Here is a 26,624-nt window from a genome sequence, read left to right as displayed (position 1 = left end):
TCTCCCCACCAGGCTACTCATAGTCCCTCAAGCTGGCTCGACATGCGCAGGAAGCCGGTCACCCGCAGCAGCAAGAGAGAGAGCGCAATGCCGCTCACGGCTAACACCAGAGCGATGACGCTGCCATAGCCGACCTGCTCATTCACAAAAGCCGTGATATACATGTGTAGCGGCAGAATGCGCGTTGCATAGCCTGGTCCGCCTCCGGTCATCACCCAGATCAGATCGAAGTAGGTCAGGGAGCCGGTCAGCATAAAGATCGAGGAGGTGATGATCGTATACTTAAGCTGCGGAAGCGTAATTGAAAAGAACTTGCGCAATCGACCGGCTCCGTCGATCTCGGCCACATCGTACAGCTCGCGGGGGATCTGGCGCGCGCCGGTCATATAGAGCAAAGAATGGAAAGGAATAAACTGCCAGGCGATAACAATGGCCACCACATAGAAAGCCAGGCTGGGGTCGCCCAACCAGCCATGCGCCCAGGAAGAGAGGCCAAGGGCGCGCAAGGTCACATTGATCAGGCCGAAATTGGGGTCGAGGATCGAGACCCAGGTGATCCCGATGGCCACCGTCGAGAAGAGCAGCGGCAAAAAGTAGAAGACGCTCAGCACAGCCCGGTAGCGCTGCGGACCGGCCATAAAGACCCCGAGCAGCAGGCTGAGGGGTGTCTGTAGCACCCAGGTCAGAACCATCATCTCAAGTGTCAGCCCAACGGCGTGCAGGGTCAGCGGATCAGAGAAGAAATGGAGCCAGTTCGCCGGGCCGATCCAGAGGGCCTGAGCGATGCCATTCCAATTCGTAAAGCTCAGATAGGCAGCCACCAGCAGGGGGAAGAGAGCGAACAAGGCATAGAAGCCCAGGGCCGGAGCCGTCCAGAGGAGCGCCGGCCAGGAGGCAGGCTGTCTTCTGATAGGAGCGACGCGCGCGGTCACACTCATGCTCATGGTCTTAGCCTCAGCTCAGTGGAGAACAGCGGGTGCCAGCAGCGCCTCCTTGTTCCGTAAGCCTGTCAGGAAGACACCCAGCGCAGACCGAGGAAAGCGGCCAGCACGCAGGACTCATGCAACCCAGCGGCACTAGTCGGTATCAGCGTCACTAGTCGATAGCAGCGGTTCATCCGGCAAGAGAGGAAAGTGGGTGGGTGAGTGAGTGGAGCAGGGGACCCTCCCCGCTCGCCGACCCTGCCCCACTCACCGCACCAACTCAGCTACCGCTGCGAGTAGCCAGCCTGCGCTACCCATCAGGTACCGATTGTCTGGTTCATATTGGCCGAGAACTGCTGCGGCGAGATCTGGCGCAAGAAGAGCTGATCCAGATTGGTCAGGAGAGCCTGCGCCGGCTGCGGCGGCAGGGCCTGGTCCCAGGCCAACTGGAAATGAGCTGCCTTCTGCACCAGGCGATAGACGAAGAGCAGCCAGTCGCTGTGAGGCGCGTTGCTCAGCTTATTCTCAATGCCCTTGATGGGCGGGATCTCGCCCAGAGCAATACGCCGATCGACGGCCTCATCGTTGAGCACAGCATCCTTGAGATAGGTGACACAAGCCTGAATGGCCTTCGAGGTCTTGGCGACCGAATAATAGTTACAGGGCACGCCGGTCAGATTGGAGGGATCCCCGACACCGCCCTCGACAGCCGGGAAGGGGAACCAGCCCAGCTTCCCCTGCTGGATGAAGGCCGGATCATCGTTCGTAATGGTTCCGAAGTCCCAGGTTCCCATCAGGTGCATGGCCGCCTTGCCGGTATAGAGCAGCGCGCTGGCCTGGCCGGTATCGTAGCTGACCGAGGCGAAGCCGCTACCGAAGGCGCCGGCGGCCACCAGGTCCTGAATCATCGTGTTGGCCTTAATAATCACCGGGTTCGACCAGGCGTTAGGCTGGTTGGCCATGATCGCATCAAAGACCTGCGGGCCGCCAAGCCGATCGACCAGATACATCTCGTACATCAAATAGGTCCATTTGCTGGCTCCGCCCAAGGCGATTGGTTGCAGGCCATGCTGTCTGACGGTCTTGACCAGATTGAGCAGATCGCCCCAGGTCTGAGGGATCGATAACTTATACTTCTCGAAGATATCCTTGTTATAGAGGAAGACCACGGGCTGGACGCCATCGTTGGGGATGCCGTAGATGTGGTTGTTGAAGGTCGCCGCGCCCAGCGAGGAAGGGAGGAAGCGATCGCGCCAGGCCGGGTCGGCATTGAGATCGGGGGTAAGGTCGTAGACATCGCCGGCATCGATATAGGACTTGAGGATGCCGCCCCCCCAGCCGAAGAAGATATCAGGGGGCTGGTGGGCGCCCATAGCCACCTGGAGCTTCTGCTTGTAGGGGTCATTCTGGAAGAACTGCACGGTGGCGTGGATCGAGGGGTGCGACTGATTGAACTTCGCCGTAATATCCTGAATCAGCTTCTGATCGTTACCATTGCTGATATCCCAGACAATGATTGACTGGGCACCACTACCGCCACCGCTCTGGCCGCCCACCCCGAAGCAGCCCGAGAGCAATGCGGCCAACGAGACCGTCCCGGTCGTCTGGAGAAAGTCGCGGCGAGAGATTCTCCTTTGCTGCATAGTTCCATCTCCTCTGGCATCTTTGCTCGCCCGTCGTGATTGAGGTCCCACGCATACCATACAGTGGCATGGCGCTGCACATGGACAGACCCAGAAAACATCCTTGCTTAGCGGCAGGAGAGGGCAGCCGTCCGGCTCACCGCGCCCCCGCTGCCGTCCCGAGACGGGGGCCAGACAGAGACAGAGAGACCGACGCAGGCGGCACCGACAGAGAGCGGCGCGCCAGGGCGGCTGCCTTGGAGCACAAAATCAGGCGCTCGTCGCTGAGAGTAGCCTCCTTTCTGCAGCTTACGCCGTTGAAACTGCCATTGCCTTTATCGCCTGCCCACTTTGGCGGCAGAGAAGGCGCGGGCCAGATAAGGCCGCCTCCTTCTTCTTTCCTTCCCTCCCCCCCTTACATACGTACAGCCAGACGTTCATACATACTGATGTGCTATTGGCAAGCGATCACAGCTATCTATGAGTACACGCCTCCCTGCGATGATCGGCGCCCTGAAGGGGGCCAGCGATCAGGGCGAGGGCGGGGGCGCGCAAGACTCGCGCACAACCAGAGAGGTCGCCAGCTCCACGCGCATGCTATCGAGCGGTTCGCCGGCGATCAGGCGCAGCAACATCGTCGTCGCCATGCGACCCATTTCGGCCAGAGGCTGGCGGATAGTTGTCAAAGTTGGGGAGACCATCGTTGCGATGGGCACGTCATCGAAGCCGACCACGCTGACATCGTCGGGCACGCGCAGGCCATGTGCCCGCAGGGCTGCATAGACCCCCATTGCCTGCAGGTCGCTGCCGGCGAAGATAGCCGTTGGGGGCTGGGGTAGAGCCAGCAGTGCGCAGGTCTGATCGTAGCCCGTCTGCTGACGAAACTCGCCCGGGCGGATCAGGTCCGGGTCGATCGGCAGGCCGGCCTCCTCTAAAGCGGCGCGATAGCCGGCAATGCGATCCTGACTGCAGCGGAGATTAGGCCAACCGGCGATAATGGCGACCCGCCGATGGCCCAAAGAGAGCAGGTACTCCGTCGCCGCTCGCCCTCCGGCCCAGTTCGTAGCGCCAACCGAAGGCACATCGGGACCCAGCTCACCGCGATGGTCCACCACTACAAAGGGGATTCGATGACGACGCAATTCGTCGAGGCGCTCCGACTGGCCCTGCGCCAGCACCAGAATCGCCCCGTCGGTCGCTCCCTCGATGACCTGACGCAGCCACTGCCGCTCACGGCGCGACTCGTCGTGCGTCGTTGACAGGGCCATGCGCAGCTCGGTGCGCTCCAGCACCTCCTCGACACCGCGAATGATCTCAAAATAGTAAGGGCTGTCGAGATCGGGAACCACGAGATCGATGATGCCGCTGCTACCACGCCTCAGCGCGTTCGCCACCCGGCTGCGCACATAGCCCGCCTCGCGAATGACGCGCTCTACTCGCTCGCGAGTGGACGGCGCTACGTCGGGACGGTTGTTGAGAACCCGAGAAACCGTTGGAATCGATACCCCGGCTCGGGCCGCGATCTCGGCGATGGTGCTGCGACGCCGATTCATGTTCTGCCTCGACTTTGCGTCCATTACCGGTAACCTTATCGGCTCTGTGATTGCTTGAATCATACCTGGGAATCAGCCTTCTGTCAAGGGTAATCTCTAACGATTTGCGTCCCTCAGCTGCTCCGAAACCGCTTACTGCTGAAAAAAATGGCCCAGTAAGGCGACCTTATTTCCGATAACGTTATCATAAACAGAAGGCCCAGGTTAGCCCTGGAGATTGGCCTGGGCGCGCTCAGCTATGCTACCATAGACATGATCGATCAGATCATCAGGCACTGGGGGCAGGCAGAGCCATCTCACCGGCGCCTGGTGCCTTGGGTCTGGCCAGCTTCGGGTCTGAGCCAGAAGCAGAGATAGAGGTGAGCTGGTCTGGCTCGCCTGGCCGCCCGAGTGACGGCAACCGCCTGGCTGCCGCGCTCTGAGGAATTGAATCGCTGCAAGGGAGGTATATGAGAACGTGGAGCCGTCCACTGGCAAGGTGCTTGCTCAAGCCGTGCAGGAGTTCGATGTTTCGCTGGTCGACATGGACCCGTTCTTTATCCACTATACCGCTTACAGCATCTGGATGGACCGCGGCTTTCTCCATCTGCTCAAAACCCTGGGCCACCCCCTGCACACGCTTTTTGCTGAAGGGTACGGCTTCCCGGTGGTTCACTGCCAGCTCGATTTCTGGGAACCGGCGGCCCTTGACGAGCGCGTGCGTCTGACGACCGCCCTTGTGCGCCTGGGACGCACCAGTCTGACGGTGCGCTACGCGTTTGCTCGAGTGGAGGCCAACGGCTCGCTGACCCCGCTGGCGCGCGGAGAGAGCGTTCATGTCTATACCGAGCGCGCGACGCGCCAGCCTCATGAGCTGCCTGGTTGGTTGCGAAGTCTGGAAGGGGGGACAGCACCAGCCTCGTCGGAGACGGGCTAACGGCCTGGCTTTGGTTTTTTCCGGCGGTGTCCTCTTCTTTGCCTGATTTGCCTGAGCTGGCCTGATCAGCCTGGCCACAACAGTGATTGATACTTTTCGTTCAAAAGATATCACTCGAGAGGCTCAGCTGAAAGTTCGTTGCCTCCCTGGAAGCCGGAGAAGTGAGGTTCTGCAAACGGCCTGCAGCGGCTTTTCAAGAGGACGCAGCACGCTTTTAGGCGCACTCAGCGTTACATCAGAATTCCGTGGAGAATTCAGGGTCTACTATGTTATAATACCCCTCGAATGAGTCTTTCATTGAAACAGTGTAATGTCTAGTACCGCTCTCCTACATTTCCATACGAGATTGCCCGTTTCCAGGAGAGGTTAGAGAGAGGAGCCTTGATGCCAAGTACTGGGAAATGGCTCAGAAACAGCCTGCTATGGCTGCTACTGGCAATCGCCATTGTCCTGATCCTCGTTGTCTTTTTCCGCCCGCAGAGTGGCGCCAAAACGGTGACGGTTTCCACCCTCCTGAGCCATCTGAAGGCGGACATGCGCAATGGGGTTCAGGATACCCTCAACGTCGGGACGAATACCCTCACCTTGACGCGGGGTCCCGCTTCCTCGGCCCAGCGCGAGGTCGCCAATATCAATGATTCTTTTGATATTACCCGCGTGCTGCGGGACAATAACATCGACTACACGAACAATCGCCTGCTGACGCTGCAGTACGAGGCACCCAGCTCGCTGGGCGCCTGGTTGAACCTCCTTGGGGGCTTGATCCCCTTCGTGCTGATCGCCGTGATCGTGATTATTCTGCTGCGTCAGGCCCAGGGCACCAATAATCAGGCGCTTTCCTTCGGCAAGAGCCGCGCCCGCATGTTTCTGGGCAATAAGCCAACGGTGACCTTCGCCGACGTGGCCGGCGTGGATGAGGCCAAGCAAGAGCTGCAGGAGATCGTCGAATTCCTGAAGTATCCCGATAAGTTCGCCGCCCTCGGGGCCCGCATTCCCAAGGGCTTGCTGCTGGTAGGACCGCCCGGTACAGGGAAGACGCTGATCGCCCGTGCTGTGGCCGGTGAGGCCGGTGTGCCTTTCTTTAGTATCAGCGGCTCAGAGTTTGTGGAGATGTTCGTCGGCGTGGGGGCGAGCCGCGTGCGCGACCTCTTTGAGCAGGCTAAGCGCAATAGCCCCTGCATTGTCTTCGTCGATGAAATCGATGCCGTGGGACGCCAGCGCGGGGCCGGTCTGGGTGGCTCGCACGACGAGCGGGAGCAGACCCTCAATCAGATCCTGGTGGAGATGGATGGCTTCGATTCGAGTACGAATGTGATCGTCATCGCCGCCACGAATCGGCCTGATGTCCTCGATCCGGCCTTGCTGCGCCCGGGTCGCTTCGACCGCCAGGTGGTCCTCGATCGCCCCGATATCCGGGGACGCATGGCGATCCTTCAGGTACATGCGCGCGGTAAGCCGCTGGAGAAGGATGTCTCTCTGGAGACGATCGCCCGCCAAACGCCAGGCTTCTCCGGCGCGGACCTGGCCAATCTCCTCAACGAGGCGGCCATCCTGGCAGCACGGCGCAATCGCCGGACGATTAGCATGAAGGAGCTGGAGGAGGCTATCGATCGGGTGGTGGCCGGACCAGCGCGCAAGAGTCGCATCATTAGCGAGCGCGAGAAGGCTATCACGGCCTACCATGAGGTCGGCCATGCTCTGGTAGCCCGCATGCTTCCCAATACCGACCCCGTACATAAGGTCTCGATTGTGGCCCGCGGCCAGGCCGGCGGCTTCACAATGCTGCTGCCCACGGAGGACCGCTATCTGTGGAGCAAGTCGCAGTTTGAAGATATGCTGGCCTACGCCCTCGGTGGTCATGTGGCCGAGCTGATTATCTTCGGTGAGGTGACTACCGGCGCCTCCAACGATATCGAGCGTGTGACCAAGATCGCCCGCTCGATGGTCACCGAGTACGGCATGAGCAGCCTGATCGGCCCCGTGGCCCTCGGCCATAAGGAGGAGCTGGTCTTCCTGGGCCGCGATTTCAATGAGCAGCGCAACTACAGTGAGGAGACGGCGCGCGAGATTGACATGGAGGTGCGCCGCATCGTCCAGGAGGCTTTCAATAAGGCCTATCAGGTGCTTTCGCAGAATAAGAAGCGCTTGATCATGATCAGTGAGCGCCTGATTAAGGAGGAAACACTGGAGGGACCAACCTTTGAGGCGCTCTTCAATCAACCAATCCAAGAGGACGAGTACGAGTCTCCCTCGATCCTGGCCGGAATACCAGAGGCCCGCTTCAACGGTAAGCGGGATAATGTGAACCGCCTGCCCGATACGCTCTTCCCCTCCTTGCCCTCGGGCTTTCCGCCTTCTTCCCACAGCGAGGGGAGCCATGAGCCGTAGTCAGATCAGCCCCTCAGCCTCTGCCACGCCGGGTCAGACAAACCGGCGAGGCCGGGCTGCGGCTGGAACCGCCTACCTGGGCAAGCGGTGGGTGAGCAGGCAGCTCGCTTGCTCGCCCGCCACCACCGCGGCCTGGTCGCCGCGCTCGCTCGCCCACGCAATGCCTCCGTTGTCTCTCAGCCAATTCCTTTCCACCGCACGGATGCCCTCACATCGGCGCCTTCACCTTTAGGCAATGGGGAGGAAGTGCAGCGCGGACCTCAGCCCGCTGTTGTTTTCTTCTCCTATGGCTATCCATCTGCTCGCTGCAACAATTGGCGGTGCCCGTGCAACCCGGGCAACCGGCCTGGCAGCTCCCCTTTCCAGCACTGTCCTTGCTGCCGAAATACCCGCCAGCACAGACAGCTACAGGATCGATCCACCTCCCCACATCTTTCCCCAGTGGCACGTTGGCCTTCATCATCTCGCCAGCCTGCCAGCCAGAACGCCTCTTCTGCCGCCCCCGGTGGCTGATCGGAACACCATGCACATCTGCGCTGCACCTCTCGTGCGTGCCATAGCCAACGGCCGACCACATGGCCACATGGCCGCATACCTTAGTGCTATGACAAGCTTTTTCGGCGAGCTGGCACCTATACAGCAGGCATCGGAGGAGCGCGCTTTCGGCAACTCACGTTCCAACGGCTGTCGCCTGGTTCTTGCTCCCGCCCCGCATTCCCCCGGCAGACCCAGGAACAGAAGCCGATGGGACAACACCCAGGGAGTGGCGCTTATGAAGGCAGCAACCTTCAACGGCACCTTCAATCGTTTCAACCCGTTGGGAGATGCTCCGCCCGAATACAGCTCGCCGCACCCCCGCTCGCTGTTTCACCAGCGGCCACGTCTTCCGGAGACTGGAGAAGCATCCCGAACGTGCAGACCGGGATAACGCAGTGCCCTCATTGCCCTTGTCCTTTGGACCCCGACGCAGAGGGTGGTCATAGATACCGGCTTGCGCTGAAGGCGCTCAGGCACCTTCCGGCACCTTCAAGCCCCTGATCTTGAAGCGTGGGGCCTATGAACTGGATACGCTAGTCGCAGCGCCCGCTGAGCAGGTCGCTATAGGAGTAGGGTACGACCGGCAGCCGATCCAGCTCTAGCAGCGAGATGAGCGCAGAATGCTCGGCAGAGGCTTCGCCAGGCGTGATCCCTTCCTCGATGACGGTCTCTAGCTCGACAAAGGAGCCGAGATCTTTGACCTCATCCAGATGGATGCGCGTGTGACCGTACCGATAGAAGCGGCGCCTCTTCTCAACAACGACCAGAACGCCCAGGGCCGCCGAGAGTAAGGCCCGCAGTACAACCGGCTCCCTTACAGGATAGACCAGATATTCGCTGGTGCGCGCCCCCGCCCGCTCTTGACTGAGCGAGGAGATGAGGATGGCTCCCTCCTCGCCACGGTCAGAGCTGTGCTCCGCTCCTTCCCCGCTTTGGGCTAGCCCCCCTGCGGTCTGGTTCGCCATCCGGTGGCCCACTTGGGCCGTGGCGCCTGTCTGGTCCTCGCGCCACCACTCGCGCAATTTGAGGCGAGCGCGCGCTGTCGGGAAGTAGGTATCGCGCTGCCTCACGGTGCGCACATAGGTCGCTCCTGCACTGCAGACCAGCGCCTCTACCTGGCTCAGCATGGCCGCATCGAGGCAGCGAACTTTTAATTCCAGGTTTTGCACGGTCAGGCTATCCTTCCAGCTAGAGTCTCCTATGCTTTCCATTATACCCCCACGAATGCTTCTCTGATAAGAGCCTGCCTCGGCGGAAGAAGGGCCACAGACAGGACCCAGGCTTTACAAGGACTGCCCCCCGCACTATACTATTCAGCAAAGGTCGCCCCACCCGCGCCGACGGTGGGTGGGCAGGCTGGCTTGCTCGACGCACTCGCTCGCAGGCGGCTCCCGCATGGCTGCCCCCGCTCCCGAGCAGACTGGTCGCTGCCTCAGCCTCCGCGGCGAGCGGTGCGACCCCTCGTCAGAGCCGGTGATTGGCTGCCGCCGGTTTTTCTTTTTTTGCCTGCAAATCCTCATTCAAGCCTCAAGCCGGGCCGGAACGGCTCTCCCTGCGGAGGGGCCTGGGGCGCTCTCTAGAGGAAAGTACAAGCAGGGAAGGCAACCTGAGCCTCTCCCTCGCCCGCCCTATCACCTGTCCGGGAGAAGGCTCGGCACCATCCGGCCCAACGAGCAGACTGCCGAGCCACCAGCTCTAGCTGTATTAGGAGGGACGACCATTGACTGAGCACTTCCGTGAGGTAGACCTCTGTGTCACTGCTCCGCGCGGTTTCCGCGCCGGGGCTGTTGCCTGCGGTATTAAATCCGATGCAGCGATCAGGGATCTGGCCATCCTCGCTTCGGACGTCCCTTGCGTCGCCGCCGGTACCTTCACGACGAGCCGCACCCCCGCCGCCCCTGTGCTGCTGTGTCGGGAGTATTTGCGCAGCGGCAAGGCTCAGGCCGTGGTGGTCAACAGCGGCAATGCCAACTGCGCTACCGGCGAGCAGGGCCTGCGCAACGCTTATCGGATGTCCGAGCTGGCCGCCGCTCGCCTGGGAATCGCCAGGGAGCTGGTGCTCTGCTCTTCCACCGGCATTATCGGGCGACAACTGCCGATGGAGAAGATCGAGCAGGGTATCTCAGCCATTGAACTTGGCAGCGACCGCGGCAACGATTTCTCGGAGGCTATTCTGACGACCGATACACGCCCTAAGCGCATCGCTCTGGAATTCGAGATCGAGGGACGCACCGTGCGTCTGGGGGGAGCTACCAAGGGCGCCGGCATGATCTACCCGAATATGGCGACCATGCTCTGCTACTTGACTACCGATGCTGCGGTCGAACAAGCCTGGCTGCAAGAGGAGCTGCGGGCCGCTGTGGCCGATTCATTCAACATGATCTCGGTCGACGGCGATATGTCGACGAACGATACCTGCCTGCTGTTGGCCAATGGTCTGGCGGGGAACACGCCGCTCACGGCGTCCCATCCCGAGGCCGCCCGCTTCCGCGAGGCTCTGCGTCGCGTGACGACCTATCTGGCTCGCGAGATCGCCCGTGACGGCGAGGGAGCGACCAAGCTGATGACGGTCCATGTGCGCGGCGCCCGTGATCGGACCGATGCTATTAAGGCCGCCCGGGGGATTACGCTTTCTCCCCTCTGGCAGTGCGCCCTGGCGGGTGGTGATCCTAACTGGGGCCGCATTGTCGCCGCCCTTGGGGCCTGCGGCTGTGCCCTTGATCCCGATCGCTTCGATATTTTTATCGGTCCGGTCCAGGTGGTGCAGCAGGGCGGCGCTGCCGCTTACGATGAGGCAGCGGCCCGCGCTGTCATGGCCGCCAGCGAGGTAACGATTACGATCGATCTCCATCTGGGCGAGGCTGAGGCTACGGCCTGGGGCTGTGATCTCACCCACGGCTATATCGATGAGAATACGCTCTATACACGCTAGCTTGCCAGCTCGCAGGCTGACTGATAGAAGCAGGTCCGTGGCAGAGTAAGGAGAGGAGCTTGACCGATGACGACACCCATGCTTCAACGCGACTGGATCGCTCTTGAGCAGAAATATTATCAGGCCACCTTCAAACGCCAGCCGGTGACGTTCGTGCGCGGCCAGGGCATTCGCGTCTGGGATACGGAGGGGCGTGAGTACCTGGATTTCGTGGCTGGGATCGCGGTGAATGTTCTCGGGCACTGCCATCCGGCGGTAGTGCAGGCCGTGCAGGAGCAGGCGGCCCAGCTGATCCATGTCTCAAACCTATACTACAATACGCGCCAGATCGAGCTGGCCGAGCAGCTTGCCCTGCTCAGCGGCGGTATGCGCTCGTTCTTCAGCAACAGCGGCGCGGAGGCCAACGAGGGGGCCATTAAACTGGCGCGCAAGTTCGGACGCCTGCATCGCAATGGGGCCTATGAGATCATCAGTATGGAACGCAGCTTCCACGGGCGCACGCTGGCCACAACGGCGGCTACCGGCCAGGCCCACTATCAGGAGACCTGGAAGCCCCTGCCAGACGGCTTCAAGCAGGTCCCTTTTAACGACCTTGAGGCCCTCAAGGCCGCAACAAGCGAAAAGACCGTCGGTGTGCTGTTGGAGTCGGTCCAGGGCGAGGGGGGAATCTGGCCAACGACCAGGGAGTTCTTGCAGGGGGTACGCCGCTGGTGCGACGAGCAGAATCTGGTGATGATCTGCGACGAGGTGCAGGCCGGCATGGGACGCACGGGCCGCTTCTTCGGTTTTGAGCACTATGGGGTGATGCCCGATATCATCACGCTGGCCAAGGGCCTGGCCGGCGGCGTGCCGATCGGGGCCATGTTGACCGGACGCCGCACCGATCTCTTTGTGCCCGGCGATCACGGCTCAACCTTCGGAGGAAATCCTCTGGCCTGCGCCGCTGGCCTGGCTACCATCAAGACCATCCAGGAGGGGCGCCTGGTCGAGAATGCCGCCCGCATGGGGGAATACTGGCATGAGAAGCTGCAGGCCCTGTGCCAGAAGTACGATTTCATCGCCAATCCGCGCGGCCTCGGCCTGATGCGCGCGGTGGAGGTCAAGCACGATCTGGCGCCAGCGATCGTCGATCAGGCCCTCAAACATGGTTTGCTTTTGAATAATCTGGGGAATGCCACCTTGCGCATGGTGCCTCCTCTGATCTTGACAAGCGCCGATATCGATGAGGCCGCCCAGCGCCTCGACCGCGCTCTGGAGGACGTGGCCCGCGAGCGATGGGCCGCTGGCCGCTCCTGAGCTGGCAGCTCGGGGCACCTACAGGGGGCCTTTCGCCCATGACGAGAGTCCACGGCTGAGACCTTGATGGGGAAAGGAAGGCCAGCAAGCGCCAGGCCAGGCGAGGCGGCTCCTCTCCTGGCCTGGACCCTCTCGGTCTTTGCTGGATCTGCCTCTCACCCATCTGAAAGGAAGCTGGACCGTCAGTTTGGGGGGGCGCTCAAGGTACGGTCGCCAGATAGCCGACCACCTCGTAGCCACGGCCAGGTCGCTCGGCGCCTGGCAGGTCACTCAGCCACTCCCAGCGCCGTTCATCCAGCAGGGTGAAGGTCTGGCGCACCAGGTCAAAGAAAGCGTAAGGCACCAACGGTAGCTCGCGTCTGATCGCTCCTCCCTGCTCCGGGGAATCCTCTTTAAAGAGAAAGCCGCGCACATCGCTGAGCAGGACGACCAGGCCGCCCGGCTCCACAAGGTCGCGCAAGAGATGCAGGTGAGCAGCGATAACGCGCAAGCGGAAGCGCTGGGCCGCCTCCTGATAGCGGCGATGACGCTCCTGCCCTTCCAGGTGGCGCGCGGCCCTCTGCTGCACGGCGTCCAGCAGGTCGAGCAAGGGATAGCTGAAGAGCTGAGAGAGGACCAGCGAGCTGATGGCGAGACCGAAGGAGGCGGACGGCAGGTCCTCAATCTGTGGCGGGTCGGGCACGGGGCAGTCATCGAGGAGGGCCGCCAGTCGATCCCAGAGGGCAGAGGCCTCGCCTCGCTCCAGCTCTTGCCAGGGTAGCCGGCGCAGACGCTCTTGCAGCAAGAAGCTGAGGCCACCGGTCAGGTCGCCGGTCAGCAAGCGTACCCGCGCCCCCAAGGAGGCGGCGGGCAGCTCCGCCTGGGCCTGCAGCAGCGCTGCCCGATCGAGATCCACAAGCACTACTTCATCCGCCGCGCGCGCCAGCTTTTCCAGGGGGATCTCGGTGCAGGCGCCCGCCCCCAGGACCACAATACCCCGCGAGAGCGCGGGCGAGCGTCGCCGCACAGCCTCCAGCATCAGAGCGGCAGACTGCTCCAGATGCTGGGGAGCATGCTCTTGCAGCCAGCGACGGCGCGCCGGCCCCTGGGTTTGAGCATTGTTGCTGGGCAGAGAATCGATGCGCATAGCAGCTCAACGCACAGGCGGATCTCGCTCCGGGGCAGGGCCAGGTCAGGCACAGGCGGCGTGCCTCTTTATTGCCCGCTATAGCGCGGCGGACGCTTCTCGCGGAAGGCTGCTACCCCCTCACGGTGGTCGGCGGTCTCAATGGCGATCTCCTGCAGCTCGCCCTCCAGGCGCAGAACCGTCTCAAGATCGCTGCTCACCGCCGTATTGAGTAACTGCTTGATCAGGCCATAGGCCCGGGTCGGTCCCTGGGCCAGCCGACGAGCTAAAGCCCGCGTGGCCTCCTCGAATTCAGCGTCGGGAACACAGCGATTAACCAGACCGAGGCGCTCGGCCTCTGGCCCAGAGACCTCCTCGGCCAGCATCGCCAGTTCAAGGGCCTTGCCCAGGCCCACCAGTCGCGTCAGGAAGAAGCCGCCTCCCGCATCGGGGATCAAGCCGATACGGGCAAAAGCCTGGAGAAAGCGGGCATTTTCCGAAGCAATGCGCAGATCACAGGCCAGCGCCACGCTACACGAGGCCCCTGCCGCCACACCGCGAACAGCGGCAATCACCGGCTTCTGCATCTCCCTGATGCAGCGGATCACCCGATGGTACTTCTGCAGATGCTCGCTGACGCGGCCTCGAGGCTCGCCAGCGGCCCGCGCCTCAAAGGCCCGCAGATCCTGACCGGAGCCGAAGGCTCCGCCCGCTCCGGTCAGCACGACACAGCGCACGGCTCCATCGGCGGCAGCCGCCTCCAAGGCCTCACCCAGCTCCTCAAGCATGCGATCGTTGAAGGCGTTGCGCACCTCGGGACGATTGAGCGTGATCGTCAGCACGCCCTCCGCCTGGTCAACAAGAAGATGTTCGAACGACTTCTGCATGGCTTTCTTTGCTCCTTCCCTCAGCGAGGGGAACAGGCATCGTTGCCGGCCAACACCGTCAGTCACTCAATCAGTCAGCTTTGCGCAGGCTGGCAGACCAGCTGAGCGCAGGCCCCTCCTTCAGAGGCGACTCAGCAAGGGGAGATCGAGCATGAGTACCTCCAGAGCGGCCCGCGGGTTCACGTTCTGATCAAGAGCCTCCAGCGTCCGCAGGATCGCATAAATCATGCGGCGCGCACCAGCCGCCCCGAGGCGCTCCGCCTGCTGCTGGAGCAGCTCCCGTCGATCAACATTGACAATCAGATCCTGACCTCCGCTGGCCATCAGCAGCAGATCGCGCCACCAGAGCAGCCACAACTCCAGCACCTGGCGCAGGCGATCAGGTTCAGCGCTCAACTGCTGAGCGACAGCGAAGCGCTCTGCCCGCCCTTGCACAGGCAGACGCGCCAGCAGCTCCAACTGTTCGCGCCGCTCTGCGAGCAACTGCTCATCCTCCACGGCTCGCACCGCCCACCCCATGCGTCCCGAAGCCAAGGCGGCCACCAGCTCGGCCTCCGCCGGCTCCACCTCCCAGTACCTTTCCAAAGCCTCGCGAATCTGGACGCTGCTCAACAAATGCAGCGGGACATGCTGGACACGCGAGAGGATCGTGGGCAAAAGCAACCCCCGCTCCGGCGCAGTCAAGAGCAAGACTACCCCCGGCTCCGGCTCCTCCAGGGTCTTCAGCAGACAGTTGGCCGCCTGGGGATTCATCTCATGGGCGCCCAAAATAAGGAAGACTTTATAGCGACCTTCCAGAGCGTGACGGGCCGCCTCAGACTGCAGAGCGCGAATCTGATCGATGAGAATGAACTGCTTATCCGGCGGGCGAGTGACTACATGGACATCAGGATGATTGCCATGCAGCACCTTCCGACAGGCCAGACAGCGATGGCAGGGGTCGACCGGAACACGCTGCGGATCAGAGCCTCCCGTACACAGCAAGGCCTGGGCGAAGCGCTGAGCCAGCAGGGTCTTCCCGATCTGATCGGGGCCAGTAAACAGATAGGCATGTCGCACCTGCTGCGAGGCCAGGGCCCGTCTCAGACGCTCCAGGGCTTGCTCATGCCCAATGATCCCCCAACCGTGCGCGGCTGCCTCAAGAGCTGTCATAGTCATGGTTTTATTATCGTAGCAGAAAGAGCGCTTCAAGGCAAGGCGGAGCGGCCTTCCCGCGCTTCGGCGAGTGCCGTCTTGCCCCATTCTGCGCCAGCTCGCTTGAGTGTGCTATACTGTATGCTGTACCGCTGTCTGTCCATCTGTCTATCTACCTGCTCAGTCGAGGGAGGCTGTGGGAAAATTCGTCCAGCGGCTGTCACCTACCTCATAGCGGGGATGACAACCATATGCTATGCTGTATTCGCAAGAGAACAGTATGATAGATGTGCGCATCCAGCACGATCTCCTGAAACACTAAGGTTGATGTAACCAATGGATACCTCTATCCGTCTCTACACTACGAACGGTGGCTGGCGCTCCATCCTGGATGCCACTCGTGGGAATCAGCCAGAGATGGCCCTGCCTGAAGAGGAGCAGGCCGCTCAGCTTGACTCACCCGGGGAAGATACGGGCACGGCGGAGCCGGAAGAGGAGGCCGAGACAACGGCTCAGGCCCTCCCCCTCCAGGCAACGACGACAAGCCAGGGCGAGGCCCGCAGCGTGGATGTGGCGGACTTCGAGGCGATCTTTCAACGCTACCAAACGCCGATTACGAATTTTATCTATCATATGATCGGAAATCGGGAGCAGGCGTACGATCTGGCTCAGGATGTCTTCGTGAAAGCCTACCGCGCCTTGCTAGCCGGTACCGTGGTCCGCCCCGGGGCCCTCTCTTCCTGGCTCTATCATATCGCCGAGAATACGGCGATCGATGCGCTCCGCCGCCGCCGCCTGATCTCCTGGCTACCTCTGTCGCTCTTTAACGACGACCGGGGCATCGGCGCCGGCGTGCTCTCAGAGACGGGCAGTACGACGGGCGATGGCTTCCCCGGCAGCGGCGAAGACGGCAGCGAGGGACGCTCAGGCGCCGCCAGCATGCTCTACGAGCGGGGAAGCTACGATGGCGGTCGCTTCGAAAGCCGCGTCGCCGAGCACGAGGTGGTCGAGCGCGTGATGAGGCAACTGCCTCCTAAATACGCCGTCTGCCTCTGGCTCTATGAGTATCATGGCTTCTCATGCGCAGAAATAGCAGAAATGCTCAATATTAGCCCTTCAGCTGTAAAAATGCGGCTGATGCGCGCAAGAGAGCGCTTTATTACGCTGTACCGACAAGAGGTGGGGGAAGAGTGAACTGCACAGAGGCGCGGGGTCTTCTCGCGATCTATCGCGACTTGAAAGAAGCAGAGGCCCAGCCATCGCTTCACGACGAAGAGACGCGGGCCACCTTGCAGGAGCTAGAAGAGCATCTGGAGTCCTGCCCAGACTGCCGGCAAGCGCTGGCCGACTTTACTCTGGTTGGCGCCCGCCTGCAGCGTCTGCCCGCCATTGAGCCGCCTCCGGAGATGCGAGAGCGGCTGATGCGCGCTCTGGCTGCTGAACATGCGCGCTTTCTGAAGCGTGGCCTGCCTGGCACACCACCGCCTCCTGACTTCCTGAAGCCCTATATGCAAGAGCAGCTAGAGCAGGAAGCGGAATACGATCCGCTAGCGACGCTCTCTACGGCCAAGACCGGCCCTCTGCCCGTTCTGCAGACGCCGCGTCGCGTCCAGCGCCGTCCCCGGATGCCTCAGCTTGCGGCCCTGGCCGTGGCGGCCACCTTCCTGTTGGCTCTGCTCACCGGGGGCCTGACCTCTGTGCTGCTCCTGGCCCAGCATTCTTCAGGCTCGATTCCTCCTCCGGCGGCCATCAACCACCCCACCAATGTGGTGATGATGCGCTATGCCACAGCCACGCTCTACCACAACGTCGTTAGCGCCGCTGCCGACGGCAACGTCGTTTACTACAGCGCCTTCAACGACGGCACGCCCGCCGGCTGGATGCTCTTGCGCCTGGACCGCCAGACCCAGCTGAGCCAGCCCTTGCTGACCAGCCCTCAAAGCAGTCCGCTGATTGTCCTGGGCAGCGCTCATAATCGCCTCGTCTGGCTGCAGTATGATCCACCGGCAGTCGGGAACGTTTCAAAGGCCATCACCCCTAAAAAGGCTCAGCAGAGCAGCCCGCCGCGCGACAGCCTGACCGAGGGCCTGCGCTCCTGGAAGCTCTTCTACGCCGTCGTTGATCCAACGGCCACCTCAGCCGAAGCGCTGCACGCCCAGCTGCTCCTGAGTGGGATTTTCAATCCTGAGCTGGCCGCAGGCATTGTGCATACCCCCGTGCCGGGGATCTGGTTCCTGCAGAACGGCCTGCTGGTCACCGCTCTCGACCAGCGCGGGCTTTCGCATCTCTGGCTCTATAGTCTGCAGGAGAACGGCCAGATCGCCGGCCGTAGCGAACTGGCCGCCGCCCCAGCAGGTCACATCTATACCTCGCCGACAGCTACTGCCGACGGAAGCCGCATCTTCTGGGCCGATGAGTGGCTTGACAGCGCAGGCTTCCTCCATAGCAATATCTGGACGCGGCAAGAGATCGAGCTGACAGCCCCAACGCAAGGCCGCTGGTGGCCACATACACAGCCACAGACCTGGCTCTTCCGCGCCGATGGGACCTCGTTCCGCCCCGTCGTGGTAGGCCACACCTTCTTTATGCTGAATACGAACGATGGACTAGATGGAGTCTCGGCTCTGGCTACACCTACTCCGGCGGCCAGTCCCAGCCCTCAGTCCGCCTCTCAGACGGCTGCCCTCGCACAGTCACTCAATTCCAGCGTGACGCCCTGGGCCAACGCCAGCATCTACCCGCCCTCGCTGGACTTCCTGATCAGCGGCTCGCTCTACATGCTTTCGCTAGAGCCAACCTCGGACGGCACCTTTAGCCAGTTGAATACCATCAGCCATGTCTCTGCGCTGCAGGGTGGCAGCACCTTTGTCCTCTGGCAGAACGACGACGATACCTACGGCATGTTCGACGTGGAGTCCAATACTTTCGTCCAGGTCGGCTCGGTCCTCAGCGGCGCGGCTTTCGTGGCGGTCAACGGTAACAGCGCAGTCTGGAGCGATGCCCCAGCCTCAACAGGCAGCCGCACACCAGCGACCACCACGCCGCAGGCAACGCTGCGCATGTTTAGCTGGCCTCTCAGCACCAGCGGCGGTCACCAGTAAGCCAGCCCAGCCCAGCCCAGCCTTGCCGAGAGCAGACAAACCTGGCAAGCTGGCGAGGAGAGACCAGACAACCAGGCTAGCGCTCCGGTAACGAGCAGCTACTCCCTGATCCGTCATGCCCCGCCCTGACGGACCAGAGGCGGGGAAGCGAGCGGGTCGGCAGGCAGATTGGATTGCTTTTCCTTATTCGAGGGAGGGCCTGTCTCTGAGAAGTGACGCCTCCCTCCCTCTCTCCCTCGTCTGCTCAGCAGCCGAGATGCTTGGCAATGATCAGGCGCTGCACCTCGCTGGTGCCCTCCCCAATCTCATTGACCTTGACGTTGCGCCAGTAGCGCGAGACCGGGTACTCGTCCATGAAGCCGTAGCCACCGTGGATCTGCACCGCCTGATCCGCCGCGCGCTTGGCAGTCTCGGAGGCAAAGAGCTTGGCCATTGAGGCTTCAGCGCTGTAGGGCTTGCCTTGCATATGCAGCCAGGCCGCCTTATAGTACATCAGCCGTGCCAGCTCGATCTCCATCGCCATGTCGGCCAGCTTCATCTGAATCGCCTGAAACTTGCTAATCGGCTGGCCGAACTGCCGGCGCTGCCTGGCGTAGCTAAGGGCCTCATCTAAGCAGGCCTGAGCCAGGCCGACCGCCAGGGCCGCGATGGCCACCCGCCCCCCATCGAGAATCTGCATGAACTGCTTGAAGCCCTCACCGCGCTGACCCAGCACGTTCTCGGCCGGTACCCGACAATCCTCAAACGTCAGAGGGCGCGTATCGGAGGCCCGCCAGCCCATTTTGCGGTAAGGGTTACCGATGATGTAACCCGAGGTCCCGCGCGGCACAATGAGATTGGTGATCTCGCTGCGACCATCGGGCCGAGTACCAGTGACCGCCGTGATGGTCACTCCCCCACTAATATCGGTTCCAGCATTGGTAATGAAAGCCTTGGAGCCGTTGATATGCCAGTAGCCATCGCGCAGGACGGCACGCGTGCGGGGATTGCCGGCATCTGAGCCGGCCTCTGGCTCGGTCATTCCAAAGGCCCACAGCTGCTGACCACTCGCTAGCGGCGGCAGATAGCGCTCCTTCTGCTCCTTGGTCCCGAAGAGATAGAAGGGCATGGCCCCCAACGAGGTGTGGGCCTCCATCGTAATCGCGACCGCGGCATCGCCACGAGCGATCTCTTCAATGGCAAGGCAATACGAGAGGAAATCAGCCCCCGCTCCACCATATTCCTCGGGGAAGGGCAACCCCAACAGCCCCAGCTCGCCCATCTTCCGAATGAGATCGTAGGGGAACTCGCCCGTGCGATCCATCTCCTCCGCCCGTGGCTTGATCTCCTGCTCAGCGAACTCGCGACAGGTATTGCGAATGGCAAGCTGCTCATCGTTGAGCGAAAAGTCCATCGCAGCGACTCACTTTCCTTTCAGGGTAATCTGTTGGCCAAAGGGTCAGTCCAGAAGCTATGTGGCATACATCATAGCACAAAGCACGGCTGGACGCGATAGCCACAGGCTGCTGCTCACTCACAGACAGGCCCGCGGGGAGCGAAAGGGGGGACCGCTCCGCTCCGCCCCGCCGCGCGAAGGGCGAGAGAGGGGAGGAGGAGAAGAGAAAGAGAGACCAGGACAAAGGACGAAAAGGAGTGAGGGGGCCGGGCCGAGAAGGGCCGCGGCGGGAGAAGCAGGTGCTCTTGCTCGCTTCGTCTCCCCCCACTCGCGCAGATGAGCCGAACGTCCAGGCCAGCGACGCTCGTCTCAGAATGAAGAGCTTAATTGATCTCCGCCGCCTCGCCAGTCCGCGGCTGAGACGTCGGCTGCTGGGAAGCAGAGGACTCCCCGTGAACGCTGGCGCCCACGCTGCGCCGTAGGGCGGCGACCAGATCGAGGGCTTCCCAGGGAGCATCGATATCGGTACGCCCGAAATGGCCGTACGCCGCCGTGGGCCGATAGATAGGACGGCGCAGATTCAGCTTCTGGATAATGGCAGCGGGGCGAAGGTCAAAATGCTCATTGATGAGACGAACCAGCTCCTCGTTAGAGACCCGCCCGGTGCCGAAGGTATCGACAAATAGCGAGAGAGGACGAGCCACCCCGATAGCATAGGAGATCTGCAGCTCCAGGCGGTCCGCCAACCCGGCAGCGACCAGATTTTTAGCAATATAGCGAGCCATGTAGGCCGCCGACCGATCGACCTTCGTGGGGTCCTTACCGCTGAAGGCCCCTCCCCCATGACGGGCCATACCGCCGTAGGTATCGACAATAATCTTGCGCCCCGTCAAGCCGGCGTCTCCCATTGGTCCCCCAATCACAAAGCGTCCCGTGGGGTTGACCAGGATACGCGTGCGCTCGTCGAGCAGGTGAGGCGGAATGACCGGCTTGATCACATACTCCAGAACATCCTGACGAATCTGTTCTTGATCGACATAATCTGCATGCTGCGTGGAGACCACGACCGTATCGACGCGCACCGGGCGCCCATACTCGTACTGGACGGTGACCTGGCTCTTGCCATCGGGCCGCAGATAGGGCATAGGACCATCGCCAGCCCAGGAGCGCCGCCGTACCTGGGCTAGCTGATGGGTCAACTTGTGGGCCAGGCTGATCGGCAAAGGCATCAGCTCGGGCGTCTCGTTGCAGGCAAAGCCGATCATCATTCCCTGATCACCCGCCCCAATCTGCTCCAACTCATCGTCGGTCAGCACCAGGCCGCTTTTGACCTCAGCCGAACGGCTCACTCCCAGATCGATATCTGGGGACTGCTTGCCGATGGAGGTCACCACGCCACAGGTACGGTAGTCAAAGCCATACTCGGCATTCACGTAACCAACCTGCTCGATCGTCTTGCGCACCACCGCGGGCATATCGACCCAGGCCGAGGTCGTGATCTCACCGGCAATCAGGACCAGGCCGGTGGTCGTCGCCGCCTCACAGGCGACTCGCGCCAGGGGGTCCTGAGCCAGAATGGCATCGAGAATGGCATCCGAAATCTGGTCACACAGCTTGTCGGGATGCCCCTCAGTCACCGATTCGCTGGTAAAGAACAACTTTGGACTGCTCATGAAGCTGCTCATGGTATTGCTCACCGCAGACTTTCCTCCTGACGAGAAAACTGGCACTCTCTGCCTCTTCTTGGCTTTCTATCTGCCTGCCAATCGAGCAGGTCATTCACACACACACTCACTCACCGGAGACAAGCGACGTGGGGATCAATGCAGTGGTTGCAGCGGTGCATAAGGCACAAAAAGACCCCTGGCAAGCAGGGGTCTAGCAACGTCACCTTGCTTATCCCCCTCATCTTGCGGAACGTTCCGCCGGAATTGGCACCCTTCCTGCAGCACGGGCAGTGGCCACGGCGGCAGATGGGTTGCCGGGCTTCATCGGGCCGTTTCCCTCCACCTCTCTGGATGAGAGCAGATCTCACGCGAACGTATTCAGTTGTAGGTGTGCTGCCCAGCCAGCGGACGCTGGACAAGGCACCTGAAATGCCGATGCCACCTGTCCAGAACAGGTCAGGTTTTTCTCAGTATATCGAAGAAAGCCGCTGACTGTCAAGAGAGCGAGCCAGGTCAGCGACCCAGGTGCCTCGACCAGCTCCGACGCGACAGCCAGGCGAACTCAGGTGCCCGCCTCCCAGGAGTTGAGGTAGGTCTGCTGTTCGGCAGTCAGCGTATCGATGGTCACCCCCATCGCCTGCAGCTTGAGACGAGCGATATCCTGGTCGATCTCCAGGGGCAAGGTGTAGACTCGCGGCTGCAGCTCGCTGGCGTGCTTGAGCATATACTCGGCCCCCAGAGCCTGATTCGCGAAGCTCATATCCATGACGCTGGCCGGATGCCCCTCAGCGGCGGCCAGGTTAATCAGGCGGCCCTCGCCCAGCAAATAGACCTGACGCCCGTCGGCATAGGTATACTCATCGACAAAATCGCGGATACGCCGCTTGCGCACAGCCAGCTTCTCCAGAGCGGGAATATTGATCTCGTCATTGAAATGTCCGGAATTGGCGAGCACGGCCCCATCCTTGAGGCGCTCAAGATGGGGACGGTCGATGACATTGAGATTGCCCGTCACCGTGATAAAGAGATCGCCGATGGCCGCTGCCTCCAGAGAGGGCAAGACGCGGAAGCCATCCATGACGGCCTCCAAAGCACGGATCGGGTCTACCTCTGTCACCACGACATTGGCGCCCAGACCCCGAGCGCGGGCCGCCACACCACGACCACACCAGCCGTAACCCAGCACCACGATCGTCCGCCCGGCCAGCAGCAGATTGGTCGCCCGAATGATGCCGTCGAGCGTGCTCTGCCCTGTGCCATAGCGATTATCGAAGAGATGCTTGGTATTGGACTCGTTCACGGCCAGCACCGGGTATTTGAGCACCCCTTGCTTCTCCATACTGCGCAGGCGAATCACGCCGGTGGTTGTCTCCTCCATCCCCCCGATCACCTGGCCGAGCAGCTCGCTGCGACCACTATGCAGCGTCGAGACCAGATCACAACCATCATCCATCGTCAACTGCGGGCCATGATCCAGGGCGGCATGAATATGGCGATAGTAGGTCTGCTCGTCCTCACCCTTAATGGCAAAGGTTGGAATCCCATACTCGCATACCAGCGCGGCGGCCACGTCATCCTGCGTCGAAAGCGGATTCGAGGCGCAGAGCACCAGATCAGCCCCGCCAGCCTGCAGGGTCAGAGCCAGATTGGCCGTCTCCGTCGTAATATGCAAGCAGCCCGCCATGCGCACGCCCTTCAGCGGCTGTTCCCGACTAAAGCGCTCGCGAATGAGGCGTAGCACGGGCATATCTCTCGCGGCCCACTCGATACGCTCCTTTCCGCGCGGAGCAAGCGAGCGGTCCTTAACATCTCCCTGTGTCGACGTAGTCATAGACCCTCTTTCCCTTCTTCTCTTCTCATCTCCAAGTGATAGTACGGTAATGGAAATTGCTCCCTGCTGGCCACCGAGCTTTGTGCTACAGGCAGTCGCCTGGCCAGCTATGATAAGGCAGGCAGACTGTCATCGCAGCCTCATCTTGTGAGCAAGCACAGGCCCGCGCCGGGAGGCAGGGCAAGCAGGCTCACAAGCTCCGCCTCATCCCGCAGAAGGCAGCCCAGGAGAGCCTGTCGGAAGCCAGGCGGGATCGAAATGCGAGCAGGCCACCAGCATCTGATAGCGAGCGGCCACATCGGCCAGCGTCAGACGCTGCAAGCGACGGATACTGAAATCCTCACAGACAAAGGAACCGAGGATATTGCCATGCACCACCGCGCGCTTCAAATCCTCCCAGCGATAGCGACCATCCGGTCCCGGCTCTACCGTTGACAGATAGCCCAGCAGGCCCCCGGCGAAGGCATCGCCGGCGCCGGTCGGATCGACTACCTCCTCCAGTGGATAAGCGGGGGCACTGAAATAGCTGCCATCGTGGCCGAACAGCAAGGCCCCATAGCTGCCCTGCTTGACGATCACGTACTTCAGGCCCAGGCTGAAGAGCTGGCGGGCGCCGGCCACCACGCTCGAGCAACCGGTATAGAGCCGCAGCTCCTCCTCGCTCATCAGCATGATGTCGACACGCCTCATTACCTCCGTCAGCTGAGAGCGCGCCGTATTGATCCAGAGATCCATTGAGTCCAGCACAGACAGGCGCACCCGTGGCATCGCATCCAGGACCTCGCGCTGGAGGTCGGGCTGGATGTTCGCCAGAAAGAGCAGAGAGCTATTGTGGTATTCAGCAGGAATTTCGGCATGGAAATCAGCATAGACGCCGAGCTGAGTATCGAGCGTATCACGCACGTTCATATCGAGGTGATAGCGACCGACCCAGCGGAAGGTCCGACCCTGGCGCACCTGCAAGCCGGCCAGATTGATCGCCCGGCTGCGGAAAAACTCCAGGTACTCCTGGGGGAAATCGGTGCCGACCACCGCCACCAGATTGACCGGGCTATAGAGGGAAGCCGCCGTAGAGAAATAGGAAGCGGCCCCGCCAAGTACCTCCTCGGCCCGCGCGAAGGGAGTCTCCACGGTATCCAGGGCCACCGAGCCAACAACGAGGATAGACGACACGTCCTCACAACCTCCATGAGAGAAAGAAAATCGGTGCCGCTGACTGGTCTGGCAAGCGCGGGCGCACCTGCGAGCGGTGGAGACGAAAAACCGGCGGGGAGCATTCCGCGGTCAGTCAGCCAGTCAGTCAGCCAGGCGTAGACGAGAAGAGGCGAACCTCGCTCAGACAGGTGTGGCTCCGCTCAGATGCTCAATCACCCCATCCAGGAAGGCCAGGGTCTTGCCGAACTTATCGCGAGCCAGCTCGCGAGCCGGGGCCGTATTGAGCGACTGGTACAGCTCCACAAAGCGCTCCTCAATGTGGCGCAGAATCGCCGCCAGGACCTCGCTGGTCACCGCCCGATTGGGATAGCGAGCCCCAAACTCGATGAGCGAGGTCACCACGGCCAGCCCACTGAGCCGTCCCAGCTTGTCGGCATCGTAGAGAATGCGCGTCTCCAGAGGAACCTTGCGGCGCTGCTCGGCGGGAACCACCGTCGTATGGGCCAGAATGATCTGCTCCACCTTGCGAATGCGCTCCTCGGGCACATCCAGCTCGCGCAAGAAGTCGACGGCCAGCTCAGCGGACTTGATATGATGGTCCTGAAAGCCATAGGTGGCCGTCGAAATATCGTGCAAATAGGCGGCGATCGTCAGCGCCTCCATATCCAGGTGAGCGGCCTCCTCATCTCCCCGAGCCTCCAGGTCTAGGGCAAGCATTTTGCAGTTTGCCACAACGGCGCTGACGTAGCGAAAACCTTCCTTGCCCAGTGTCTCCTCAGCATGCTGGGCCACAGCCTGCACAACGTCTGTCTCCATTACCTCTCTGCCTGTCTCTCGCTAGGATGATGGTCGTTTGCACAGAGGCCGCGCAGGGCCACGCTGAACGGAGCGCGCGCAACCCCTCTCTCGGTAATAATAGCACTTATATATGTATGAGGGGTCACATCAAAGGCCGGATTGGCTACAGAGATACCATCGGGAGCGATGGCAACGCCGCGGATGGCCGTGACCTCACGCGGGTCACGTTGCTCAATGGGAATCTCCTCCCCGGAAGGCAAATCGAGATCGATGGTGGAACACGGGGCGACCACGTAGAAAGGAATGCCGTGCGCCTGAGCCAGGACAGCCAGACTGTAGGTGCCAATCTTGTTGGCCACATCGCCGTTGGCCGCGATGCGATCAGCCCCCACAAAGACGGCAGCGACCTTGCCCTGGCGCATGAAATAGCCAGCCATATTGTCGGTGATCAGAGTGAAGGGTACCCCCTCCTGCTGCAGCTCCCAGGCAGTGAGGCGGGCCCCTTGAAGCACCGGGCGCGTTTCATCGACAAGCACATGAATGCGCTTGCCCGCCCGATGCGCCAGATACATCGGCGCGAGGGCCGTACCCCAGCCAGCAGTGGCCAGAATGCCGGTGTTACAGTGGGTCAGCAGCTGATCCCCATCGGCAATGAGAGCTTCACCATAGCGCCCCATGCGCAGGCAGGCCGCCCGATCTTCAGCGGCAATGGCCTGGGCCTCCTCCAGCAGCAGACGCACGATTTCCGTGGGCTGGCTGCCAGCCGCGGCAAGGCCCTCTGCCCGCGCAAGCAGGCGGCGAATGGCCCAGCCAAGGTTGACCGCCGTGGGACGGGTGGCGGCAAGCAAGGCCCCCGCCTCCTCAAGTCTGGCCAGCAGATCTGCCAGGCCGACCTGGCCCCCACGCTCCTGGAGCAAACGCCTCAGCGCCAGGACCAGGCCGAAGGCCGCCGCCATGCCAATTGCAGGCGCCCCCCGCACCTTGAGGGCTTTGATAGCCTCGGCTACCTGACGCTCATCTTCCAGCCGGCAGTAGACGACCTGCTGCGGCAGCAGCGTCTGGTCAAGCAACATTAGCCCACAGCCCCGCTCGTCTTCCTGCCACCAGAGAGGACGCACACGCTGCACCGGCTCAGGCTCGTGCTCCAACCTCCCTGCAACCGTGGACATGCTCTTTTCCTTCTCTTCCTTCCTTAGTTAGCTAGCTAGCTTTGCGGAGAGCAAACACTCTTCCGATGGCTGATTCCTGCTGCTGTTATGGTACCATAATTGCCCCTCGCTGGCAAAAGAGGCCGCCCCCCAAATAGTACTAACATAAACAGAACCGTTTTCAACGAACCCGCTCAATATGCTAACATGATAAACAGCATACGAGAGCAGCAGTGTGAATAGCGCAATGCTACTA

19 protein-coding genes and 1 riboswitch are annotated in these 26,624 nt (G+C 61.6%); of the genes, 6 read left to right on the top strand and 13 right to left on the bottom strand.

The features are described 5' to 3' along the window. Window positions 1-17 precede the first annotated feature (17 nt). From ACFMO7_RS08435 to ACFMO7_RS08425, 3 genes are all read right to left on the bottom strand, one after another. The gene (locus tag ACFMO7_RS08435; protein WP_376795047.1) at window positions 18-944 is read right to left on the bottom strand and encodes a carbohydrate ABC transporter permease; all 927 of its coding nucleotides are present in this window, start codon (window positions 942-944) and stop codon (window positions 18-20) included. A gap of 296 nt (window positions 945-1,240) precedes the next feature. After that, a complete protein-coding gene (locus ACFMO7_RS08430) occupies window positions 1,241-2,566 on the bottom strand; it encodes a substrate-binding domain-containing protein (protein WP_376795046.1) in 1,326 nt (441 codons plus the stop codon). Window positions 2,567-3,075: 509 nt separating this feature from the next. Then, a complete protein-coding gene (locus ACFMO7_RS08425; RefSeq protein ID WP_376795045.1) occupies window positions 3,076-4,122 on the bottom strand; it encodes a LacI family DNA-binding transcriptional regulator in 1,047 nt (348 codons plus the stop codon). Window positions 4,123-4,555: 433 nt separating this feature from the next. Here ACFMO7_RS08425 and ACFMO7_RS08420 point away from each other — a divergent pair, with 433 nt between their 5' ends. Together ACFMO7_RS08420 and ftsH are read left to right on the top strand one after the other, a co-directional pair. Further along, the gene (locus ACFMO7_RS08420; RefSeq protein ID WP_376795044.1) at window positions 4,556-5,014 is read left to right on the top strand and encodes an acyl-CoA thioesterase; all 459 of its coding nucleotides are present in this window, start codon (window positions 4,556-4,558) and stop codon (window positions 5,012-5,014) included. 384 nt (window positions 5,015-5,398) lie between these two features. Then, the gene (gene ftsH / locus ACFMO7_RS08415) at window positions 5,399-7,402 is read left to right on the top strand and encodes an ATP-dependent zinc metalloprotease FtsH (protein ID WP_376795043.1); all 2,004 of its coding nucleotides are present in this window, start codon (window positions 5,399-5,401) and stop codon (window positions 7,400-7,402) included. 1,070 nt (window positions 7,403-8,472) lie between these two features. Here the strand turns inward: ftsH and ACFMO7_RS08410 are convergent. Continuing rightward, the gene (locus tag ACFMO7_RS08410) at window positions 8,473-9,108 is read right to left on the bottom strand and encodes a class IV adenylate cyclase (protein ID WP_376795042.1); all 636 of its coding nucleotides are present in this window, start codon (window positions 9,106-9,108) and stop codon (window positions 8,473-8,475) included. Between the two features lie 551 nt (window positions 9,109-9,659). Here ACFMO7_RS08410 and argJ point away from each other — a divergent pair. Together argJ and ACFMO7_RS08400 are read left to right on the top strand one after the other, a co-directional pair. After that, complete coding sequence (gene argJ / locus ACFMO7_RS08405) at window positions 9,660-10,871, top strand: bifunctional glutamate N-acetyltransferase/amino-acid acetyltransferase ArgJ (RefSeq protein ID WP_376795041.1); 1,212 nt, start codon at window positions 9,660-9,662, stop codon at window positions 10,869-10,871. Window positions 10,872-10,937: 66 nt separating this feature from the next. Continuing rightward, on the top strand, window positions 10,938-12,167 hold the full coding sequence (locus ACFMO7_RS08400) for an acetylornithine transaminase (protein WP_376795040.1): 1,230 nt from the start codon (window positions 10,938-10,940) through the stop codon (window positions 12,165-12,167). A gap of 199 nt (window positions 12,168-12,366) precedes the next feature. On the opposite strand, the gene ACFMO7_RS08395 is transcribed toward ACFMO7_RS08400, so the two are convergent. The 3 genes from ACFMO7_RS08395 to holB form a co-directional block, all read right to left on the bottom strand. After that, entirely contained in the window at window positions 12,367-13,293 is a 927-nt protein-coding gene (locus tag ACFMO7_RS08395) for a hypothetical protein (RefSeq protein ID WP_376795039.1), read from the bottom strand. Window positions 13,294-13,361: 68 nt separating this feature from the next. After that, window positions 13,362-14,159, bottom strand: coding sequence for an enoyl-CoA hydratase-related protein (locus tag ACFMO7_RS08390; protein ID WP_376795038.1), 798 nt, complete (start codon window positions 14,157-14,159; stop codon window positions 13,362-13,364). A gap of 120 nt (window positions 14,160-14,279) precedes the next feature. Then, window positions 14,280-15,311, bottom strand: coding sequence for a DNA polymerase III subunit delta' (holB, locus tag ACFMO7_RS08385; protein ID WP_376795037.1), 1,032 nt, complete (start codon window positions 15,309-15,311; stop codon window positions 14,280-14,282). Window positions 15,312-15,629: 318 nt separating this feature from the next. Here holB and ACFMO7_RS08380 point away from each other — a divergent pair, with 318 nt between their 5' ends. Next, complete coding sequence (locus ACFMO7_RS08380) at window positions 15,630-16,487, top strand: RNA polymerase sigma factor (protein ID WP_376795036.1); 858 nt, start codon at window positions 15,630-15,632, stop codon at window positions 16,485-16,487. Beyond that, on the top strand, window positions 16,484-18,394 hold the full coding sequence (locus tag ACFMO7_RS08375; protein WP_376795035.1) for an anti-sigma factor family protein: 1,911 nt from the start codon (window positions 16,484-16,486) through the stop codon (window positions 18,392-18,394). The genes ACFMO7_RS08380 and ACFMO7_RS08375 overlap by 4 nt, the downstream gene beginning before the upstream one ends. Window positions 18,395-18,638: 244 nt before the next feature. Here ACFMO7_RS08375 and ACFMO7_RS08370 read toward each other — a convergent pair whose 3' ends face one another. The 6 genes from ACFMO7_RS08370 to mtnA form a co-directional block, all read right to left on the bottom strand. After that, a complete protein-coding gene (locus ACFMO7_RS08370) occupies window positions 18,639-19,787 on the bottom strand; it encodes an acyl-CoA dehydrogenase family protein (RefSeq protein WP_376795034.1) in 1,149 nt (382 codons plus the stop codon). A gap of 365 nt (window positions 19,788-20,152) precedes the next feature. Continuing rightward, window positions 20,153-21,442 (bottom strand): methionine adenosyltransferase, encoded by a 1,290-nt coding sequence (metK, locus tag ACFMO7_RS08365; RefSeq protein ID WP_376795054.1) that lies wholly within the window; start codon window positions 21,440-21,442, stop codon window positions 20,153-20,155. Between the two features lie 229 nt (window positions 21,443-21,671). Continuing rightward, window positions 21,672-21,794: riboswitch (SAM riboswitch) on the bottom strand. A 204-nt stretch (window positions 21,795-21,998) separates the two neighbouring features. After that, on the bottom strand, window positions 21,999-23,267 hold the full coding sequence (gene ahcY / locus ACFMO7_RS08360) for an adenosylhomocysteinase (RefSeq protein WP_376795033.1): 1,269 nt from the start codon (window positions 23,265-23,267) through the stop codon (window positions 21,999-22,001). A 204-nt stretch (window positions 23,268-23,471) separates the two neighbouring features. Continuing rightward, the gene (locus ACFMO7_RS08355; RefSeq protein ID WP_376795032.1) at window positions 23,472-24,440 is read right to left on the bottom strand and encodes a PfkB family carbohydrate kinase; all 969 of its coding nucleotides are present in this window, start codon (window positions 24,438-24,440) and stop codon (window positions 23,472-23,474) included. Between the two features lie 162 nt (window positions 24,441-24,602). Then, a complete protein-coding gene (locus ACFMO7_RS08350; RefSeq protein ID WP_112427924.1) occupies window positions 24,603-25,238 on the bottom strand; it encodes an HD domain-containing protein in 636 nt (211 codons plus the stop codon). Continuing rightward, window positions 25,238-26,389, bottom strand: coding sequence for an S-methyl-5-thioribose-1-phosphate isomerase (mtnA, locus tag ACFMO7_RS08345; RefSeq protein WP_376795031.1), 1,152 nt, complete (start codon window positions 26,387-26,389; stop codon window positions 25,238-25,240). Before mtnA ends, ACFMO7_RS08350 begins: the two co-directional genes overlap by 1 nt. Window positions 26,390-26,624 lie beyond the last annotated feature (235 nt).

Origin of the sequence: Thermogemmatispora sp. (assembly GCF_042408735.1) — a bacterium.
GTDB lineage: Bacteria > Chloroflexota > Ktedonobacteria > Ktedonobacterales > Ktedonobacteraceae > Thermogemmatispora.
The sequence above is the reverse complement of the archived record's forward strand: the minus strand, read 5'-3'. Positions and strand labels throughout refer to the sequence as shown.